The 18,286-nt window shown below is 68.7% G+C and carries 17 protein-coding genes and 1 tRNA gene; 12 read left to right on the top strand and 6 right to left on the bottom strand.

What is annotated here, in order from left to right:
• Positions 1 to 204: 204 nt before the first annotated feature.
• Positions 205 to 942, bottom strand: coding sequence for a PhoH family protein (locus tag ABAZ39_RS10025; RefSeq protein ID WP_038529073.1), 738 nt, complete (start codon positions 940 to 942; stop codon positions 205 to 207).
• 741 nt (positions 943 to 1,683) lie between these two features.
• Here ABAZ39_RS10025 and minC point away from each other — a divergent pair.
• From minC to ABAZ39_RS09975, 10 genes are all read left to right on the top strand, one after another.
• On the top strand, positions 1,684 to 2,442 hold the full coding sequence (gene minC / locus ABAZ39_RS10020; protein WP_038529070.1) for a septum site-determining protein MinC: 759 nt from the start codon (positions 1,684 to 1,686) through the stop codon (positions 2,440 to 2,442).
• A gap of 141 nt (positions 2,443 to 2,583) precedes the next feature.
• Positions 2,584 to 3,399 carry a septum site-determining protein MinD gene (minD, locus tag ABAZ39_RS10015; RefSeq protein ID WP_035672130.1) on the top strand — a complete coding sequence of 272 codons (816 nt, stop codon included), beginning with the start codon at positions 2,584 to 2,586 and terminating at the stop codon, positions 3,397 to 3,399.
• A complete protein-coding gene (gene minE, locus ABAZ39_RS37805) occupies positions 3,396 to 3,791 on the top strand; it encodes a cell division topological specificity factor MinE (protein ID WP_014239739.1) in 396 nt (131 codons plus the stop codon). The genes minD and minE overlap by 4 nt, the downstream gene beginning before the upstream one ends.
• 240 nt (positions 3,792 to 4,031) lie before the next feature.
• The gene (locus tag ABAZ39_RS10005) at positions 4,032 to 5,435 is read left to right on the top strand and encodes a CRTAC1 family protein (RefSeq protein WP_038529063.1); all 1,404 of its coding nucleotides are present in this window, start codon (positions 4,032 to 4,034) and stop codon (positions 5,433 to 5,435) included.
• Positions 5,436 to 5,699: 264 nt separating this feature from the next.
• Positions 5,700 to 6,248: a PAS domain-containing protein gene (locus ABAZ39_RS10000; protein WP_051657919.1), complete on the top strand. Its 549-nt coding sequence runs from the start codon at positions 5,700 to 5,702 to the stop codon at positions 6,246 to 6,248.
• On the top strand, positions 6,223 to 7,533 hold the full coding sequence (locus ABAZ39_RS09995) for a methyl-accepting chemotaxis protein (RefSeq protein ID WP_038529061.1): 1,311 nt from the start codon (positions 6,223 to 6,225) through the stop codon (positions 7,531 to 7,533). The genes ABAZ39_RS10000 and ABAZ39_RS09995 overlap by 26 nt, the downstream gene beginning before the upstream one ends.
• A 430-nt stretch (positions 7,534 to 7,963) precedes the next feature.
• A complete protein-coding gene (locus tag ABAZ39_RS09990) occupies positions 7,964 to 9,070 on the top strand; it encodes a methyl-accepting chemotaxis protein (protein ID WP_038529058.1) in 1,107 nt (368 codons plus the stop codon).
• A gap of 79 nt (positions 9,071 to 9,149) precedes the next feature.
• Positions 9,150 to 10,148, top strand: a complete 999-nt coding sequence (gene dgcA, locus ABAZ39_RS09985; protein WP_038529055.1) for an N-acetyl-D-Glu racemase DgcA — start codon at positions 9,150 to 9,152, stop codon at positions 10,146 to 10,148.
• Complete coding sequence (locus tag ABAZ39_RS09980; RefSeq protein WP_038529052.1) at positions 10,145 to 10,528, top strand: cupin domain-containing protein; 384 nt, start codon at positions 10,145 to 10,147, stop codon at positions 10,526 to 10,528. The genes dgcA and ABAZ39_RS09980 overlap by 4 nt, the downstream gene beginning before the upstream one ends.
• Entirely contained in the window at positions 10,525 to 11,727 is a 1,203-nt protein-coding gene (locus ABAZ39_RS09975; RefSeq protein ID WP_038529049.1) for an aminotransferase class V-fold PLP-dependent enzyme, read from the top strand. The genes ABAZ39_RS09980 and ABAZ39_RS09975 overlap by 4 nt, the downstream gene beginning before the upstream one ends.
• Before the next feature lie 3 nt (positions 11,728 to 11,730).
• Here the strand turns inward: ABAZ39_RS09975 and ABAZ39_RS09970 are convergent, their stop codons facing one another.
• Together ABAZ39_RS09970 and ABAZ39_RS09965 are read right to left on the bottom strand one after the other, a co-directional pair.
• Positions 11,731 to 12,915 (bottom strand): glycosyltransferase family 4 protein, encoded by a 1,185-nt coding sequence (locus ABAZ39_RS09970; RefSeq protein ID WP_051657918.1) that lies wholly within the window; start codon positions 12,913 to 12,915, stop codon positions 11,731 to 11,733.
• A gap of 113 nt (positions 12,916 to 13,028) precedes the next feature.
• The gene (locus ABAZ39_RS09965) at positions 13,029 to 13,448 is read right to left on the bottom strand and encodes a 4a-hydroxytetrahydrobiopterin dehydratase (RefSeq protein ID WP_051657917.1); all 420 of its coding nucleotides are present in this window, start codon (positions 13,446 to 13,448) and stop codon (positions 13,029 to 13,031) included.
• Between the two features lie 101 nt (positions 13,449 to 13,549).
• Between ABAZ39_RS09965 and ABAZ39_RS09960 the strand changes: the two genes are divergently transcribed.
• Complete coding sequence (locus ABAZ39_RS09960) at positions 13,550 to 14,143, top strand: uracil-DNA glycosylase (RefSeq protein WP_247881563.1); 594 nt, start codon at positions 13,550 to 13,552, stop codon at positions 14,141 to 14,143.
• 6 nt (positions 14,144 to 14,149) lie between these two features.
• Here ABAZ39_RS09960 and glk read toward each other — a convergent pair whose 3' ends face one another.
• The 3 genes from glk to ABAZ39_RS09945 form a co-directional block, all read right to left on the bottom strand.
• The gene (gene glk / locus ABAZ39_RS09955) at positions 14,150 to 15,124 is read right to left on the bottom strand and encodes a glucokinase (protein ID WP_038529043.1); all 975 of its coding nucleotides are present in this window, start codon (positions 15,122 to 15,124) and stop codon (positions 14,150 to 14,152) included.
• A gap of 10 nt (positions 15,125 to 15,134) precedes the next feature.
• A complete protein-coding gene (gene otsA / locus ABAZ39_RS09950) occupies positions 15,135 to 16,532 on the bottom strand; it encodes an alpha,alpha-trehalose-phosphate synthase (UDP-forming) (RefSeq protein WP_038529040.1) in 1,398 nt (465 codons plus the stop codon).
• Between the two features lie 463 nt (positions 16,533 to 16,995).
• A complete protein-coding gene (locus ABAZ39_RS09945; RefSeq protein WP_038529037.1) occupies positions 16,996 to 17,874 on the bottom strand; it encodes an N-formylglutamate amidohydrolase in 879 nt (292 codons plus the stop codon).
• A gap of 234 nt (positions 17,875 to 18,108) precedes the next feature.
• On the opposite strand from ABAZ39_RS09945, the gene ABAZ39_RS09940 reads away from it, so the two are divergent.
• A tRNA-Val gene (locus ABAZ39_RS09940) sits at positions 18,109 to 18,183 on the top strand.
• Positions 18,184 to 18,286: the final 103 nt, after the last annotated feature.

Here is an 18,286-nt window from a genome sequence, read left to right as displayed (position 1 = left end):
ATTTTTTGTTACTTTTGCTCCGCACGCCGGATCGTCGTCAAGGCGGATCAACCCAGGGTGAGAAAACGTCGCGGGCCGCCGTCCAGAAGTTTGAAAGAGAAAGATTGCGGCGCCGGGAAAAAGAAAAGGGAGGCCCGAAGGCCTCCCGCAGTTGCGAATTGGAAAGGGTGGTTGCGCGTCGATGCCCTTCGTTTGCCGATGGCGTCAGAGCACGGTCAGCATGCTGGCGACCAGGGGGTGGCGAACGATGTCGGTGTCGCTCAGCCGGACGACGGAAATGCCCTCCACCGCCTCCAGCCGGCGCGCGATGTCGGCCAGACCCGACAGGTTGTCCAGCAGGTCCGTCTGGTCGGGGTCGCCGGTCAGGACCATGGTGGAGTGCCAGCCCAGGCGGGTCAGCAGCATCTTGATTTGGGCGTAGGTGCAGTTCTGCGCCTCGTCGATCACCACGAAGGCGTTGTTCAGGGTGCGCCCGCGCATGAAGCCGACCGGCGCGATCTCGATGGTGCCGTCGGCCATCAGGGCGCGCAGGCGCTTGGCGCCCAGCCGCTCGCTCAGCGCGTCGTAGAGCGGGCGCAGGAAGGGGGCCATCTTCTCGTGCATGTCGCCTGGCAGATAGCCGATGCTCTCGCCCGCCTCGATGGCCGGGCGGGACAGCACGATGCGGTCGACCTTGCCCTCCTCCAGCGCCTCCACCGCGGAGGAGATCGCCAGATAGGTCTTGCCGGTGCCGGCGGGGCCGAGCGCCACAACGAGGTTATGGTCCTTGATCGCCTCCATCAGCCTCTTCTGGTTGGGGCTCTGGGGCTTGACCTTGCGGAGATAGCTCTGGTCGCGGCGGTCGTCGCCGCCCACGGGATCCCAGCCGGTGGCGGGGAACAGTGGGTGGACCGTCGACTCGGACGCTGAAACGGCGCTGCCTTTGGTCTGGCGTTTGGCCATATCGCTCTCCTAACGTCACGTTGGTGGGCGGCGGCTCCGGGCACAAAAAAACCTCCCGCAAGGGGGAGGTCGTCGATGCTGCTGTGCAGCAGGATGGCCGGAGTCTGGCTTGCCGGTGCGAGGCGTGCGTCCCGTCGGCTGCGCCCGTCATGGGGTGCCGGCGACATTCGGACGCTCGGGAACGAAGCAGGGTGCAAGCGGAACCTCTTCGTCGGAATAGGAACCTCACATCACAAACATAGGGCGCGCGGCGGCGAAGGTCAGGCGGAATTGCGGGCATCGCAAAAGATTCACACAAGATGTTGTGGATGAGTCGCAGGTGGGAGCGCAGCGGCGACGGACTACCGCCAGAGGCGGAGGGAACCCGCCGCCACCGCGACAAGGGGATGTGCCGAGAGCGCGCGAACCATCTCTGCGGGTGTGGCGACGAGGGAAAGATGCCGCAGCGCGAAAAGGGCATATCCCTGCAAAACCCTTTGCCCGGCGAATCCAGTTCCATTACCATACTTTGTAGTGAGACCTTCCGCTGACGCAACACATGGACCTCAAGCCCGGACGGGGACCCCCTGTTCCGGCCCATGGCGCGTGTGTCCGGTGGTTGTCACTCCATTGGCGCCGGGAAAGGCTTGAACGGATGGGGTCCGCGCCGCTAGAACCCGGGTGGTTGACCCTTCCGCCCTGGTGCCTGGCCGATGGCCCCAGACATGCGGACGACACGGATTCGGCAGGAACACAAGCAGGATGGCAGCGGTGAGCAGCGCCAGGCAGGGTGCCGATCGGGACGGTCCGTTCCAGTTGCGGGGCAATTCCTTCACCATGATGGTGCTGAAGGTGAATGATCCGGCGTCGCCGGACTTCTTCACCCAGCTCGCCGTCAAGGTGCGGCAGGCGCCCAATTTCTTCCGCAACGCCCCCGTCGTCCTCGATTTCGAGGAGCTGACGGAAGACACCCCGCGCTTCGACATCGCCGCCCTGGTGACCAACCTGCGCGCGCTGTACCTGCTGCCGGTCGGCTTCCGGGGCGGGCCGCGCGCGGTCCATGAGGGAGCGCTCGCCGCCGGGCTGACCCCGATGCCCGCCGGCCGCGCCGCCAAGCTGGAGTCCGCCGCCCCCCCTGCCGACCCGCAGGCCGGCGCCGCCCCGATTCCCGCCCCGCCGCCCGAGCCGCTCTACCGCCCGGCGCTGCTGGTGACCGAGCCGGTGCGCTCCGGCCAGCAGATCTACGCCGAGAAGACGGATCTGGTCATCACCGCCCCGGTCTCCCCCGGCGCGGAGGTGGTGGCCGACGGCAACATCCATGTCTACGGCGCGCTGCGCGGCCGGGCGCTGGCCGGCGTGTCCGGCGACACCAACGCGCGCATCTTCTGCCACAGCCTGGAGGCCGAGGTCGTCTCGGTGGCCGGGCTGTACCGCGTCAGCGAGGATTTCGGGAACGACGTGCTGAAGAAGCCGGTGCAGATCTTCCTGCGCGACGGCTATCTTCACATGGAGCCCCAATGATGACGCTTTTGAGCGCTTTCTGTCGAACGGCCCTCTGTGCGAGGACGGTGTCACGCAAAGCGTGCCCGGCACAGGCCCCGATCTGCGTAACCCGGTAACCGGACCTTGGCGGCAACATTTAGGAACGTGGGAGAAGCTCCGTTGGGCAAGATCATCGTCATGACTTCCGGCAAGGGCGGCGTCGGCAAGACGACCTCCTCCGCCGCTTTCGCGACCGGACTCGCCTTGCGCGGCTTCAAGACGGTCGTCATCGATTTCGACGTCGGGCTGCGCAACCTCGACCTCATCATGGGCTGCGAGCGGCGCGTGGTGTTCGACTTCATCAACGTCATCAACGGCGAAGCGAAGCTGAGCCAGGCGCTGATCAAGGACAAGCGCATCGACAACCTGTCGATCCTGCCGACCTCGCAGACCCGCGACAAGGACGCGCTGACCCGCGAAGGCGTGGAGAAGGTTCTGAACGAACTCTCCAAGGACTTCGACTACATCGTCTGCGACAGCCCGGCGGGCATCGAGCGGGGCGCGCTGATGGCGCTGTACTTCGCCGACCACGCGGTGATCGTGACCAACCCGGAAGTCTCCTCGGTCCGCGACAGCGACCGCATCCTCGGCGTGCTGGCCTCGCGCTCGCGCCGGGCGGAGCAGGGGCTGGAGCCGGTGACCCAGCAGCTCCTCCTCACCCGCTACGATCCGGAGCGGGTGGAGCGCGGCGAGATGCTGAAGGTCGACGACGTTCTGGAGATCCTGGCGATCCAGCTGCTCGGCGTGATCCCGGAGAGCCAGGCCGTGCTGCGCGCCTCCAACGTCGGCATGCCGGTCATCCTCGACGAGGCGTCCAACGCCGGCCAGGCCTATCTGGACGCGGTCTCCCGCTTCCTGGGCGAAGACGTCGAGCACCGCTTCGTCACGCCGCAGAAGAAGGGTCTGTTCAGCCGCCTCCTCCGGAGGTCCGCATGAGCATTTTCAGCTTCTTCCGCTCCGCCCCCCGCGCGTCGGCGGTCCAGGCCAAGGAACGCCTCCAGATCGTCATGGCGCACGAGCGCGCCGGGCGGACCGGCCCGGACTATCTGCCGATGCTCCAGCAGGAGCTGCTGGCGGTCATCGCCAAGTACATCGACATCGACCAGAACAAGGTCGAGGTGAAGCTGGACCGCGGCGGCGACTGCTCGACGCTGGAGCTGAACATCGAGCTGCCGGCCCGCGAGGCGGCCGCCAAGGCTCTGAAGGAAAGCGCCAAGCTGGCGGTGGCCGGCAACCGTCCGGCGGCCAAGGACGGCGACGAGTCCGATGCGGTCAAGATGGCCGCGGGCGGCGCCCTGACCAACGGCGGCGTCAAGAAGCGTCGCTGAGCGTCCTTGCGCTCCGTGAACCGATCCCGCCGCAGCCGGCCCGCTGCGGCGGGATTTTTCATGCCCTTCGGGACGCTTCCCGCGCGGTCATAGGCCGCAGTTCCCTGGCGGGCTGGACTTCCGTGCGGGTTTACCTCCGCCGTTCGAAGAGGTATCAACGGATTAGAGCCCGTCAGGGACCGGCCTTCGCGGGCCAAACCCTCCCCGGGCCGTGTCGCGGCAGTGAGGGAGTGGCGGCCGATGTTCTTCGAATGCTCGCGGCTGATCGACGGCAACCAGCCGCGCCTGTCCAACGGCATCACCGTGACCGACGTCGACGGTGACGGGGCATTCGAACTGGTGGTCACGGGCTACGCCACCAACAACCTCATCCTCAAATGGGACGGCTCCCGGCTGGTGGACATCGCCGGGCCGCTGCTGGCCGACGCCTCGGGCTGCGCGGTGGCCATCGCCGCCGCCGATGTGGACGGCGACGGGCGGGAGGAGCTGTATGTCCTGAACTCCGACCGGGCGAGCGGGCCGAAGGAGATGGGCGACCGGCTGTTCGCCTGCTTCGGCAAGCACTGGCTCGACCTGCTGGCCCAGCCGGAGAACGCCGGCATGGCGAACCGCGTCGCCGGACGGTCGGTGATCGCCATGGACCGGCATGGCCATGGCCGCTACGGATTCGTCGTGGCGGCGGACGGCGGCCCCTTCCGCCTGTTCGAGCTGAGCCGGCGCGGGCGGCTGGAGGACGCGGCGGAGGACGCGGGCATCGACCTGATCGGCGCCGGGCGCGGGCTTCTCGCCCTGCCGTTCCTGTCCGATCGCGTCGACCTGTTCGCCTGCAACGAGGGTGGCCCGAACTTCCTGTTCCGCAACCTCGGCGACGGCACCTACGAGGAAATCGCCGAGGAGCGGGGGGTCGCCGATTCGCGATTCGCCGGGCGGGCGGTGACCGCGGTGGACGGGCCGGGCTATGGCGGGTTCGGGCTGCTGGTCGGCGCCTGGGAGGGGCCGCAGCGCCTGTTCGTCCAGCGCTCCGGCGGCGGCTTCGTGGACGAGGCCGATCCCGAGATGTCCTTTCCGGGTCGGGTGTCCAGCGTGATCGCCGCCGATTTCGACAACGACGGCTACGAGGAGCTGTTCTTCAACCTGCACGGCGAACCCAACCGCCTGTTTGGCTGGCGCGACGACCGCTGGCAGGCCATCGAAATCGGCGACGCACTGGAGCCCAAGGGGCTGGGGACCGGGGCGGCGGTGGCCGACATCGACGGCGACGGACGGCTGGAACTGCTGATCGCCCATGGCAATGGGGTGGGCACCGGGCACGGTGGGGGGCATGGCGGCGGATCGCCGCAGCCCCTGTCGCTCTACCGCACGGCGGCGAACCACAACGGGTGGCTGCGCGTGCTGCCGCTGACCCCCTACGGCGCGCCGGCCCGCGGCGCTGTGGTCGCCTGTACGGCCAACGGGCGTCGGCAGGTGCGGTCCGTCTGCGCCGGGTCGGGCTATCTCTGCCAGATGGAGCCGGTGGCCCATTTCGGGCTGGGCAGCGCCCGCGGGGTGGAGCGGCTGGAGGTGCGCTGGCCGGACGGCATGACGGCCATCGTCGAGAACCCGCCCATCGGCCGGCTGCTGACCGTTCCCTATCCGCCGGAATGAGGCCGCCGGAGTGAGACGCGGCACAATGTTGCGTCCGGTCAACGGTTGAGCGATGTCGCAGGTTGAGCGATGTCGGGCGGACGGTTGAGCTGAATCATATTTCTGTCCGGCAACAAATTTAATCTTTTGTATAACCTGCATGGTCTTTATTTTGCGGCGTCCGCCAGTGCCCGACGGGAACGCGCGGATGGGGAGATGTACGCCCTGTAACCGACCGCGAACCAATAAGGGGGCGCCGGGCTCTCGGCCCGCGACCGCAGGCACATGGCACACAGCGACGTTCTCAGTCCCGGCCCCCGCGACCGGACGCTGACCGGGGTCGAGCGGTTTTTCGACGCCGACGAGGTCATCGTTTCCAAGACCGACCTGAAGGGCCGGATCACCTACGCCAACCGCGTGTTCCAGCGCGTCGCCGGCTACAGCGAGGCGGAACTGATGGGCGCTCCGCACTCCATCGTCCGCCATCCGGACATGCCGCGCTGCGTGTTCAAGCTGCTGTGGGACACGCTGGGGGCGGGGCAGGAGATCTTCGCCTACGTCGTCAACCGGGCGCGCAACGGCGACCATTACTGGGTCTTCGCCCACGTCACCCCCAGCTACGACGTCAACGGTCGGCTCGTCGGCTACCACTCGTCGCGCCGGGTCCCGGACCGCAGCGCCATCGACAAGGTGGTGCCGCTCTACCGCACGCTTCTGGACATCGAAAACCGCCACGAAGACCGCAAGCAGGGCATGAACGAGGCTTTCGCCACCGTTGTCGGGCTGCTGACGGAGAAGGGGATCGGGTATGACGAATTCGTCTTCTCTCTCTAAGGCGTTCGGGCTGGGGGCGGTCGCCGCGCTGCTCGTCGCAGCGCTGTTGGTGACCGACGCGCTGGACGTCGGCGGCGCGCCGCTGCGCATCGGGATCGGCGCTGCCGCGCTGGCCGCGCTGGTCGGCGTCATGCTGTGCATGGTGCGCGCCCGCGCCGCGGTGGGGCAGGCGGTGGCCGTCTGTCAGGCGGTGTCGCGCGGCGACTTCGAGGCGCGGGTCGTCAACGTGCGGGAGAAGGGCGACCTGGGCGAGCTGATGCACGCCCTGAACGACTCGATCGACCGCACCGACGCCTTCATCCGCGAGGCCACCGCCTCGATGAGCTACGTGTCGGCCAACAAGTATTTTCGGCGGATCGTGCTGAAGGGGATGCAGGGCAACTTCCTGCACGCGTCACGCACCATCAACACCGCCACCGACGCCATCGCCGCCAAGGTGAAGGGCTTCGCCGGGGTGACCGACCGCTTCGAGACTCAGATCCGCGCGGTGTGCGAACAGGTGTCCGGCACCGCCCATCAGCTGGAGATGTCGGCCCGCACCATGGAGACCGACGCCCAGACCGCCACCGGCAAGGCCTCCTCGGTGGCCGCCGCCGCGTCGCAGACCGGCTCCTCGGTCGGCAGCGTCGCCGTCGCGACGGAGGAGCTGTCGGCGTCGATCCGCGAGATCGCCCGGCAGGTGGAGGAGGTCGCCAAGGTCGCCGCCAACGCGGCGGGCGAGGCCGAGCGCTCCAACGCCCTGATCGCCGAGCTGTCGGGCGCCGCCAAGACGGTGGGCGAGGTGGTCACCCTGATCAACGACATCGCCAGCCAGACCAATCTGCTGGCGCTCAACGCCACCATCGAGGCCGCCCGCGCCGGCGAGGCGGGCAAGGGCTTCGCCGTGGTGGCGCAGGAGGTCAAGCGGCTGGCCGACCAGACCGCCAAGGCCACCGGCGACATCGCCGGGCAGATCGCCGGCATCCAGTCCTCCACCGACGTGGCGGTCGCTTCCATCGTCGGCATCGGCCACACCATCCAGGACATCAACCAGATCGCCGGCGGCATCGCCGCGGGCATCGGGCAGCAGGGCTCGGCGATCCGCTCGATCGTCAGCAACATGGATCAGGCCGCCGCCGGTACCCGCGCCGTCACCGAGGACATCCAGGACGTCACCACCGCCGCCGAACGCACCAGCGGCACCGCCCACGAGGTCTTTGCGGCGTCGGAGCGGATGAGCGTCCAGGCCGACCGCCTGACCCGCGAGGTGCAGCTTTTCCTCGACGAGATGCACAAGGTCGCCTGACGCTTTTTTGTGCATTTCAGCCATTTTTGTCTGAAAAATCGCACTTGCTCATTAGACGGGCATTGATTAGACGCCCGGCATTTGCTTGTATGCTAAGCAGTGTCGGAGCGGCGGGCAGGGGTCCTGCGACCTTTTGCCTCATTTTTTAGGAGAAACCGTTGCTTTTGTTGCGGCGCACGCGGTGTGCGGGGTGCGGTGCGGCAAGGCCGGTGCCGTGTGTGATTGTTCGGACTCCAATATGACGCCGAATTCATCACAATTTCGAAACTGACATCTCAGAAACGTTGAGGCTGAACCCGGGGCGCCGCCCGAAAATGCAGGCGTTCCGCGGCTTTGCGCGTCCGGAGGGTTCCGGGCGGGCGTTTGGCACAGCGTTTGATGGTTAGACGTCTAAAAAGATATCCCACCCAAACTCACAGAGGTGCTCGGGATGAGTGTGGCCGGAAACGAACTGTTCGAGCTTTCCCGGGGCGTCCTCGATGTCGCCTCCCGGAAGGTGTCTTTGATCGAAGACATCACCCGCCGCACCAAGATGCTGGCGATGAACGCCCTGATCGAAGCGTCGCGGGCCGGCGACGCCGGGCGGGGCTTCGCGGTGGTCGCGAACGAAGTCTCCGAGATTTCCAAGCAGGTGAACACCATCACCAAGGAGCTGCGGTCGGAGATCGTCTCCCGCGTCGATCACCTGACGACCACGGGCAGCGCCATGGTGCAGGAGATGCACGGGCGGCGTCTGGCCGACCTGTCGCTGAACATGATCGAGATCATCGACCGGAACCTGTACGAGCGGTCCTGCGACGTGCGCTGGTGGGCGACCGACAGCGCCGTGGTGGACTGCGCCGCCGACCCGACGGAGGTGAACCGCGAGCACGCTTCGCACCGGCTGAGCGTCATCCTGGAGTCCTACACCGTCTATCTCGACCTGTGGATCGCCGACCTGAAGGGGGAGGTGATCGCCACCGGCCGTCCCGGCCGCTACCCCGGCGCCCAGGGCGCCCGCGTGGGGGACGAGGGGTGGTTCCGCCAAGCGCTGGCCACGCGCAACGGCGGCGAGTTCACGGTGGGCGACGTGGCGCGCAACGGCCGCCTGGAGGACCGCGTGGTCGCCACCTACGCCACCGCGATCCGGCGCGGCGGCGAGGCGGACGGCGATCCCATCGGCGTGCTGGGCATCTTCTTCGACTGGGAGCCGCAGGCCGCCGCCGTCGTCCAGGGCGTGCGGCTGGAGGATGAGGAGCGCGCCCGTTCGCGCTGCCTTCTGCTCGACGCAAGGCACCGGGTGATCGCCTCGTCCGACGGGCGCGGCATCCTCAGCGAGACCGTCCAGCTCCGCCGCAGCGGCGAGAGCATGGGCCATTACGCCGACGGGTCCGGACGCACCTACGGCTACGCGCTGACGCCGGGTTACGAGACCTACAAGGGGCTGGGCTGGTACGGGGTGATCGTGCAGGACCCGGACCCGCGCCAGCAGCAGGCGCCTGCAACCGCTGGTATGGGTGGGCGAATGGGAATGAACGGCGCCGGGCTTCACGGGTAAGGCTGGCATTCGCACCCTGCTCTGGTCATCGCGGCGGGTTTGCTTACACTTCGGGTCCGCCGCGTTGCTGGAGAGTTTCATGTCGTCCACCGCCCGCCGTCTTTACGTCCGCCGCGATACCTTCCCCATCGCGGGGACCTTCCGCATATCGCGCGGCGCCAAGACCGAGGCCGAGGTCGTGGTCGCCGAGGTGGTCGAATCCTGCAAGCGGGGCCGTGGGGAGTGCGTGCCCTACGCCCGCTACGGGGAGTCGCTGGACGAGACGGTCAAGACGCTGGAGTCCCTGGCCGGGGCGGTGGCGGACGGGCTGGACCGCGAGCGGCTGTGCACCCTCCTGCCGCCGGGGGCCGCGCGCAACGCGCTGGACTGCGCGCTGTGGGACCTGGAGGCCAAACAGGCGGGCAAACCGGCTTGGCGGCTCGCCGGCTTGCCCGACGCGCCGAAGAAGCTGACCACCTGCTACACGCTGAGCGTGGACGAACCCGCGGCGATGGCCGCCTCCGCCAAGGCGCGGGCGGCGGACCATCCGCTGCTGAAGATGAAGCTGACCGGGGAGGGCGACCTCGACCGCGTGCGCGCGGTGCGCGAGGCCGCCCCGACCACCCGCCTGATCGTCGACGCCAACGAGGCCTGGACGCTGGAGATGCTTCGCCGCTTCGCCCCGGTGCTCGCCGATCTCGGGGTGGAACTGATCGAGCAGCCGCTGCCCGCCGGCGAGGACGAGGCGCTGCGCGGCATCGACTGTCCGGTGGCGCTGGGCGCCGACGAATCCTGCCATGGGCTGGACTCGCTCGACCGGCTGAAGGGCATCTACCGGGTTGTGAACATCAAGCTGGACAAGACCGGTGGCCTGACCGAGGCGCTGCTGCTGAAACAGGCGGCGCAGGAGTCCGGCTTCGACATCATGGTCGGCTGCATGGTCGCCACCTCGCTGGCCATGGCGCCGGCCGTCCTGCTGGCCCAGGGCGCGCGCTACGTCGACCTCGACGGGCCGCTGCTGCTGGCCGAGGACCGCACGCCGGCCCTTCATTACGACGGCGGCACGCTGTTCCCGCCCGCCCCCGAACTCTGGGGATGAGCGTCCCGGCCGGCAACCTGCTGGCAGGCCTGCCGTCCGGGAGCTTGCCGGACGAGATTTTTACGACATTGACGGACACGGCGTCGTTGTCCGGGACGGTGCGGATCGAACGCATCTTGTCCACCGGTCAGGCATCGCCGGACGGCTTCTGGTACGATCAGGACTGGGACGAGTTCGTGCTCGTCGTCCTGGGCGGCGCCCGCTTGCAGATCGAGGGTGAGGCGGAACGCGCGCTCGGCCCCGGCGACTGGATGATGATCCCCGCCCGGCGGCGGCACCGCGTCGCCTGGACCGATCCCGCCGCCCCGACCGTCTGGCTGGCGGTCCACATCGGCGCACAAAAACCGCCGCAAAAAATCCGGCAGGGGGAAACCGCATGACCATCGACATCGCGCGCGCCCGCGCGGAGACGCCGGGGACCCGGCACGTCGTCCACTTCAACAACGCCGGGGCCGCCCTGCCGCCGCAGCCGGTGCTGGACGCCGTGACCGCGCATCTGGCGCTGGAGGCCACCATCGGCGGCTACGAGGCGGCCGAGCACGCCAACGGCCGGCTGGAGGGCGTCTACGGCTCCGTGGCCCGCCTGCTCGCCTGCTCGCGGGAGGAGGTGGCCCTGGCGGAGAACGCGACGGTGGGCTGGGGCATGGCTTTCAACGCGCTGGCCGCCCTGCCGGGGGAGGGCTTCCGGCCCGGCGACCGCATCCTGACGGCGCGCGCCGAATACGCCGCCAACCTGATCCCCTTCCTGCAAGCCTCCCGGCGCACCGGCGTGGCGGTCGAGGTGATCCCCAGCGACGAGACCGGCCAGACCTCCGTCGCGGCGTTGGAGGCGATGATCGGGGAGCCGGGGAAGGGCCCGGTCAAGCTGATCGCCATCACCCACATCCCGACCAACGGCGGCTTGGTCAACCCGGCGGCCGCCATCGGGCGGGTGGCCCGGCGGCACGGCATCCCCTATCTGCTCGACGCCTGCCAGACGGTGGGTCAGATGCCGGTGGACGTCGAGGAACTGGGCTGCGACTTCCTGTCGGCGACCGGGCGCAAGTTCCTGCGCGCGCCGCGGGGCACCGGCTTCCTCTATGTCCGCAAGGATTGGCTCGACCGCATCGAGCCGTACACGCTCGACCACAGCGGCGGCGCGCTGGTAGGGCCGGACCGCTACACCATGCGCCCCGACGCCCGCCGCTTCGAATTGTGGGAGAGCAACACCGCCGTCCGGCTTGGGCTGGGCGTGGCGGTGGATTACGCGCTGTCCTGGGGGCTGGAGGCGATCCGCGACCGCGCCTTCGCGTTGGCCGACAGGCTGCGGCACGGTCTGGGCGGGCTTCCCGGCGTGACGGTGCGCGATCTCGGGGCGGAGCGCTGCGCCATCGTCACCTTCACGGTGGACGGCCATGACCCGCGCGGCATCAAGGCCGCTCTGCGCGGCCAGGGGATCAACCTCTCGGTGTCCTCCGCGCCCTCGACCCCCTTCGACATGGACGCCCGCGGCCTGACCGAGGTCGTCCGCGCCTCCCCCCACTACTACAACGACGAGGCGGAGGTGGAGCGGCTGCTGGCGGCGGTGAAAGCGCTGTAGGCGCTACAGCACCGACTCCACGACGTCGGCCACGCCGTCCGCGTAGCGGTCCCAGGTCAGCCCGGCCAGGAAGGCGGCGCCCGCCCGCCCGATGGCCGCGGCGCGGGCGCGGTCGGCCCACAGGCCTTCGAGCGCCGCGACGATCTCCTCCACATCGCTCTCGCCCCAGCCGTCGGTGCCGAAATCGGTCTGGATGGCGCGTTGCCGGGTCAGGGGGAGGCAGCGATCCGCCCCGATCAGGTCGAGATGCCCGGTGTTGGCCGACAGGATGGCGGGCACGCCGCAGGCCATGCATTCCATGGCGACGAGGTTGGTCCCGCCCTCGCCGCGGTTGGGGAACAGGCCGACATCGACCTCGCGCAGGATGCGGGCCATGTCGGCGTTGGGCACGGGCCCGAGGTCCATCACCTGATCGGCGCGCAAGCCGTTGGCGGCGGCCCAGCCGGCTCCGTCGAACTGCCCGTTCTCGTGGAAGCGCACCGGCGCCACCGCGGGGTTGGCCTCCAGCGAGCGGGCGCTCTCCGGCCAGGGATTGTGCCACGCTGTCAGCAGCAGCGCCTCGGGATGGCGTTCGGCGAAGGCGCGGAAACCGAGCAGGGCGAGGTCCTGCCCCTTGCGGAACTCCGGCTTGCCGCCGGAGAAGACGACGAAGCGGTCCTTGAACCAGCCGACTTTCGGCGCCGGATGGAAATGGGTGGGATCGACGCCTTGCAGGACCGTGCGCACCCGCCCGATCCCGGCCCCGGTCAGCACCCGCTCGACGAAGCTGGACCCGGCGACGATGGCCGCGCATTGCTCCGCCCGCGCCCGGCCCTCCGCGTCGATGGCGGTGTCCTCCAGATAGCAGACGCCGACGGTGGGCTGGCCTTTCAGCGTCACGCCCTCCACCGACCGGCTGCCGACGAGGTTGTTGCCGAGCCCGCGCAGCACCGGCACCGACACCCCGACCTCCTGCCCGGCGTGGGGCGCGATCTGCCGGCAGAGCGCCTCGGACTCGCGGACGAAGCCGGCCATACGCCGCCATTCCAGCGGGGACAGCGCGATGTCCTCCAGCCGCAGGGGCAGCGAGCAGACCGGCACCAGCCGCCCGCTGCGCGTCCAGCTCAGCGCCAGTTGCAGCCCGTTGACGCCCCAGCCGCTGTAGCTGGACAGGCCCCATTGGATAACGGCGGGCTGGGCGGTGGGCATGGGATGCGCTCCGGGTTGGTGTTCCCTCGCCCCTCCGGGGAGAGGGTGGCCCGGAGGGCCGGGTGAGGGGGATGCACTTGTGCCGGACGTAACGACACGCGCAACCCCTCACCCTAACCCTCTCCCCGACGGGAACCGTGCCGCGCGGTGGGGGAGACGTCGCCCATGGATTCCGACACCGGGGCGTAGGGTTCGTCCATCAGCCCCTCGACCTTGGCGGCCATGATGAAGTCGTTCTCGTGCAGGCCCTTGATCTTGTGCGTCCAGAAGGTGACGGTGCAATGGCCCCAGCCATAGAGGATCTCGGCGTGGTGGCCTTCCGCTTCGCACAGGTCGCCGACGCGCATCGCGAAATGCTGGGCCTCGCGGAAGTTGGAGAAGCGGTAGTCGCGCTCCAGCCGGTCGGGGTCCGGCCTGATCGACCAGCCGGGCACCTGCACCAGATAAGTTTCGGCCATGGCGCGGTCCATCGGCGGGATGCCGCCGCGGCAGGGTTCGCAGCTCTTTCCAGCCAGCTCCTGTTGTGTCGCCATCTCGCGTCCTCCTGTGTTGTTGGTTCGGACTCCTCGTTTCGAACAATGCTGGGGCCGAAGCCTCGCGGCGGCAAGCCTCAGGACAAGCAATGGACGCGCGCATGACGGACCTGCCCTTCGCCGATTACCAACAGCCCACGAAGACCGCCGCCGGGCCGCACCTCGCCATCGTGGGAGAAGCACCGGGAGCGGAGGAGGCGCGGCGGGGCGTTCCCTTCGTCGGGCGCAGCGGGCAGCTCCTCGACGAGACGCTGAAGGCGGCCGGGGTGGAGCGGGCGGAATGCCTCGTCGCCAACGTCTTCCGTTACCAGCCGCCGGGCAACAAGGTGGGGCATTTCTTCGCCTCCCGCACCCGCGCGAAGAAGGAGGGGCGGGCGCTGGACGAGCGCTGGGGGCCGTTCGGCACCTCCGACTGGGTGCTGGCCGAGTTCTCCGGCGAGATCGAGCATCTGCAGCGGACGCTGGAGGGCTTCGCCCCCCGCGTCATCGTCGCGCTGGGCCGCACGCCGCTGTGGGCGCTGACCGGGCTGAACGGGATCATGCAGCTGCGCGGCACGGTCCAGCCCTGCCGTCTCGTGCCGGGGGCGGAGGTGGTGGCGACCTTCCACCCCAGCTACATCCTGCGCGGCCAACTCGCCGAACAGCCGACCTTCCTGGCCGACCTGAAACTGGCCGTCTCGCGGTTGACGGCGTAAGCGCCTTTACGCCCGCTCCGCGGCCTCGGCCAGACCGAGGAAGGCGGGAAGCTCGTGGATGATGACGTAGGTCGGGATGGGGGTCAGGAAGTCGCGCATCCGGCCCTTCTCCATGAAGCGCTTGCGGAAGCGGGAGTGGGTGAACAGGGTGCCCAGCTTCGGCACGATGCCGCCCGCGATGTAGATGCCGCCCCGTGCCCCCAGCGTCAAAGCGAGGTTGCCCGCCACGGTGCCGAGCATCGCGCAGAACATCTCCACCGCCTCCACGCAATGCGGGTTGGTATTGGCGGTCGCCGCGTCGGACACCTGGGCCGGGGTGAAGGGCTCCGGCTCCTGGTGGTCGAGGACGCACAGCGCCTGATAGAGGTTGACCAGCCCCGGCCCGGACAGCACCCGCTCCGCTGACACATGGTCGAAGCTCTTGCGGAGCTGGGCCAGCACCGCGCTCTCGCGGTCGCTGACCGGGGCCATGGTGACGTGGCCGCCCTCCGCGGCGAGCGCGGTCCAGCCCTCGGGTCCGGGCACCAGCCCCGACACGCCCAGCCCGCTGCCCGGCCCGATCACCCCGACGACGCGGCCCGCCACCGGCGCTCCCTCGCCCACCTGACGGACGTCGGCGGCGGTGAGGCGGGGCACCGACAGGGCGACGGCGGTGAAGTCGTTGATGACGGCCAGCCGCTCCAGCCCCAGCTTGCCGCGCACCTCGGCCGTGGAGAAGGACCAGCCGCGGTTGGTCATCAGCACCGCGTCGCCGGTCACCGGACCGGCGATGGCGAAGGCGCCGCGGCTGGGCCGGGCGTCGTGCGCCACGCCGCCCAGATAGGCGAGCGCCGCCGCCTCCAGCGACGGGAAGTCGGCGCAGCGCAGCACGCGCGAACCGTGGATGCCCGTGCCGTCGATCAGGCCGAAGCGGGCGTTGGTGGCGCCGATATCGGCGACCAGGGTGACGGGGCCGGAAGCGGCATTGCTGTCTGTGGTCATGACATCAGTTTCACCCGTACGGCGCGCGCGTCAAGGCATCGACGTAGCTTTCCCGCCACCAGCCGATGTCGTGGCTGCGCAGGATGCGCATCATCGCGGCGTGGCGCTCCTTGCGCTCGGGCAGCGACATGGTCAGGGCGCGCTGAAGGGCGTCGGCCACCGCCTCGATGTCGAAGGGGTTGACGATCAGCGCCGAATCGAGTTCCCGCGCCGCCCCGGCGAAGGTGGACAGCACCAGCACGCCGGGGTCGTCGGCGTCCTGGCAGGCGACATACTCCTTGGCGACGAGGTTCATGCCGTCGCGCAAGGGGGTGACCAGCCCGACATGGGCGGTGCGGTAGAAGCCGGCCAGCACGCGCCGTCCGAAGCTCTTGTTCAGATAGCGGATCGGCACCCAGTCGAACTCGGCGAAACGCCCGTTGATGCGGCCCGACAGCTCCGACAGCTCGCGCTTGATGGCAATGTACTCGGGCACGTCCTCCCGGCTCGGCGGCGCCACCTGGAGGAAGGAGACGCGGTTGCAATGCTCCGGATAGGCCGCCAGAAGCTGCTCGAAGGCCTGGAAGCGCTGCGGCAGGCCCTTCGAATAGTCCAGCCGGTCCACCCCGATGATCAGCCGCCGCCCGACGAGGCTCTCCTTCAGCCGCTCCGTGTGACGGGAGCGCACGGCGGTCTCGGCGATGCTCACCAGATTTTCGGTGTCGATGCTGATGGGGAAGGCGCGGGCCAGCAGCGTGCGCCCGAAGGCGTGGATCAGCATGCCGCCCTCGGGGCCGCGGTCCTCCACCTCGCCGTTCAGCTCCTGCCGGATGTAGTCGGCGAAGCTGCGCAGATCCACCTGGGTGTGGAAGCCGACGAGGTCGTAGGCGCACAGCTCGCGGATCAACTCCCGGTGATTCGGCAGCGCCACCAGAATTTCGGGGGCCGGGAAAGGCGTATGCAGGAAGAAGCCCATGCGCTGGGTGCAGCCGCGCTGGCGCAGTTCCTCGCCGAAGGGGATCAGATGGTAGTCGTGGACCCACACCATGTCGTCGGGACGCAGCAGCGGGACGAGCTTCTCCGCGAAATAGCCGTTGACCCGCTTGTAACCCTCGCGCGTGCGGCGGCTGACCTCGATCAGGCCGACGCGGTAGTGGAACAGCGGCCACAGGGTCTGGTTGGCGAAGCCGTTGTAATATTCCTCGAAGTCGCGGCGGCTGAGGTCCAGCGTCGCGTAGGTCAGGCGCCCGACGTCGGTGCGCCGGGGTTCGCTCTGCGACTCCTCCTCGACCACCGTGCCGCTCCAGCCGAACCAGATGCCTCCGGTCTTCTTCAGCGCGGCCAGCACGGCCACGGCGAGGCCCCCGGCGGCCTGCTTGCCTTCGTCGATGGGGGCGACGCGGTTGGATACGACGACCAGTCTGCTCACGTGGGTGGTTCTCCGGTGCCGGACGACCGCTTGAAACGGCGGCCGAATCGCGTGTGACGGGGCAGACCCCGGAACGCGCAGGGACAAAACGACCGTGTGGGGGGTTGGTTCCCTATCGGTCGGATGGGTTATGCCGAAGGACCGGGGTGGGTTGGCGGACGCGCCGCCAGCCCCAGATTGTGCGGGAGCAGGGCCGGGATTCTGTGTGCAATGCAGCATAAACGGCTGTTTACGCTGCGCAGAAGCTTTGTCTTAACTTTGGTTAAACCATTGAATGACATGAAAAAACATTTTCCCTCTTGATCCCCGGGCGGGGCTTCATCATATTGTGCAGTGCGGCATCGATCGTGTCTGCGATGCGGGCGGTGCCGTAACGCACTTCTTGGGCGTTTCCTCCCTAGACTCGGGCCGGGGCCTTTGCCCCGGCCTTTTTTTGTGCGCGGCCCGGCGCGCGACGGGCTGTTCAGCGCGGGGCAAGGGGGGCGGGCGGCAGGTGGGCGACGTTGTCCACCATCTCGTGCATGTGCCGGGTCAGGACGGTCAGGAAGGGCAGACGCGACAGCGTGGCCTCGTCCATGTAGAGGTCGCGGCTGATTTCGATTTGAAGCGCGTGGATGCCCTGGCGCGGGCGCCCGTAATGGCGGGTGGTGTAGCCGCCGGCGTAGGGCGCGTTGCGGCTGACCGTGTAACCCAGACCGCGCAGGAAGCGCTCCGCCGTCTCGGTGACCGCGGGGGCGCAGGAGTTGCCGAAACAGTCCCCCAGCACGATGTCGCTGCGCCGGTTGTCGCGATCGCCCAGCCCGGGGGAGGGCATGGAATGGCAGTCGATCAGCACCGCGTGGCCGAAGCGGGCGCGCGTGTCTTCAACGAGGCGGCGCAGTGCGTTGTGGTAGGGGGTGTAGCACTGCTCCACCCGCCGCACCGCTTCGGAGAAGCGCAGCTTGCCGCGGTAGATGTCCTCGCCGTTGGCGACCACCCGCGCGATGGTGCCCAGCCCCGCGGCCACGCGCGGCGAGCGTGTGTTCACGTAAGGCGGCAGGGGGTCGGCGAACATCTCCGGGTCCAGCTCGTAGGCTTCGCGGTTGACGTCCAGGAAGGCGCGGGGAAACAGCGCGCGGATCAGCGGTATGCCCAGGGCCGGGGCGCCCGCGAAAATCTCGTCGACGAAGCAGTCTTCCGATTTGCGCAACGCGCGCGGGTCGAGCCGCGCCGCCGCCAGGAACTCGGCCGGATAGCGGTTGCCGCTGTGCGGCGAGGCCAGCACCAGCGGCTTGGTCTGTTCGTCCGGGGCCAGAAGTTCGAAGGCCGGCTCCGGTGTGGCGGCGTCGACGGAAGCATCCATGGCACTGTGATGTAGTGGACCTGGACGGCTCTGTCACGCACCGTCCCGCTCACGCCCCAACAGATGTGAGGCGCTTGCCGTCCCGTTGGCGGGAAAAAAGGCGGCGTTCGTCGTCGGGCCGCAAAAAAGTGAAATCGAGGCTTGCCAGACCTCCGGGATGATGGTACACCCCACGCCCACGCCGGACGGGACGCAAGACGGATGCCGAACCCCGAACCGACCGGCGACACGGATGGGCGCGTAGCTCAGCGGGAGAGCACTACGTTGACATCGTAGGGGTCACAGGTTCAATCCCTGTCGCGCCCACCATCCTCGAAGGCCGGAACCCAGACGGGTTTCCGGCCTTCGCCATATCTGGGCTTTGCCGTATTTGGACCCTGCGGGCGCACTGGCCTTGAGCAAAGAAAAAGGC

This window comes from Azospirillum argentinense (genome assembly GCF_000632475.1).
Taxonomy (GTDB): Bacteria; Pseudomonadota; Alphaproteobacteria; order Azospirillales; family Azospirillaceae; genus Azospirillum; species Azospirillum baldaniorum.
Note: the sequence above shows the minus strand (reverse complement) of the source record. Positions and strands in the feature narration are given on the sequence as shown.

Excerpts from the sequence above, each read along its gene's own strand:
- ABAZ39_RS10025 (WP_038529073.1), bottom strand. The coding sequence starts at position 942 with ATGGCCAAACGCCAGACCAAAGGCAGCGCCGTTTCAGCGTCCGAGTCG.
- minE (WP_014239739.1), top strand. The coding sequence starts at position 3,396 with ATGAGCATTTTCAGCTTCTTCCGCTCCGCCCCCCGCGCGTCGGCGGTC.
- glk (WP_038529043.1), bottom strand. The coding sequence starts at position 15,124 with ATGACCACAGACAGCAATGCCGCTTCCGGCCCCGTCACCCTGGTCGCC.
- ABAZ39_RS09990 (WP_038529058.1), top strand. The coding sequence starts at position 7,964 with ATGAGTGTGGCCGGAAACGAACTGTTCGAGCTTTCCCGGGGCGTCCTC.
- dgcA (WP_038529055.1), top strand. The coding sequence starts at position 9,150 with ATGTCGTCCACCGCCCGCCGTCTTTACGTCCGCCGCGATACCTTCCCC.
- ABAZ39_RS09980 (WP_038529052.1), top strand. The coding sequence starts at position 10,145 with ATGAGCGTCCCGGCCGGCAACCTGCTGGCAGGCCTGCCGTCCGGGAGC.
- ABAZ39_RS09965 (WP_051657917.1), bottom strand. The coding sequence starts at position 13,448 with ATGGCGACACAACAGGAGCTGGCTGGAAAGAGCTGCGAACCCTGCCGC.
- ABAZ39_RS10005 (WP_038529063.1), top strand. The coding sequence starts at position 4,032 with ATGTTCTTCGAATGCTCGCGGCTGATCGACGGCAACCAGCCGCGCCTG.
- ABAZ39_RS09995 (WP_038529061.1), top strand. The coding sequence starts at position 6,223 with ATGACGAATTCGTCTTCTCTCTCTAAGGCGTTCGGGCTGGGGGCGGTC.
- ABAZ39_RS09945 (WP_038529037.1), bottom strand. The coding sequence starts at position 17,874 with ATGGATGCTTCCGTCGACGCCGCCACACCGGAGCCGGCCTTCGAACTT.
- ABAZ39_RS10000 (WP_051657919.1), top strand. The coding sequence starts at position 5,700 with ATGGCACACAGCGACGTTCTCAGTCCCGGCCCCCGCGACCGGACGCTG.
- ABAZ39_RS09960 (WP_247881563.1), top strand. The coding sequence starts at position 13,550 with ATGACGGACCTGCCCTTCGCCGATTACCAACAGCCCACGAAGACCGCC.
- ABAZ39_RS09975 (WP_038529049.1), top strand. The coding sequence starts at position 10,525 with ATGACCATCGACATCGCGCGCGCCCGCGCGGAGACGCCGGGGACCCGG.
- ABAZ39_RS09970 (WP_051657918.1), bottom strand. The coding sequence starts at position 12,915 with ATGCCCACCGCCCAGCCCGCCGTTATCCAATGGGGCCTGTCCAGCTAC.
- minC (WP_038529070.1), top strand. The coding sequence starts at position 1,684 with ATGGCAGCGGTGAGCAGCGCCAGGCAGGGTGCCGATCGGGACGGTCCG.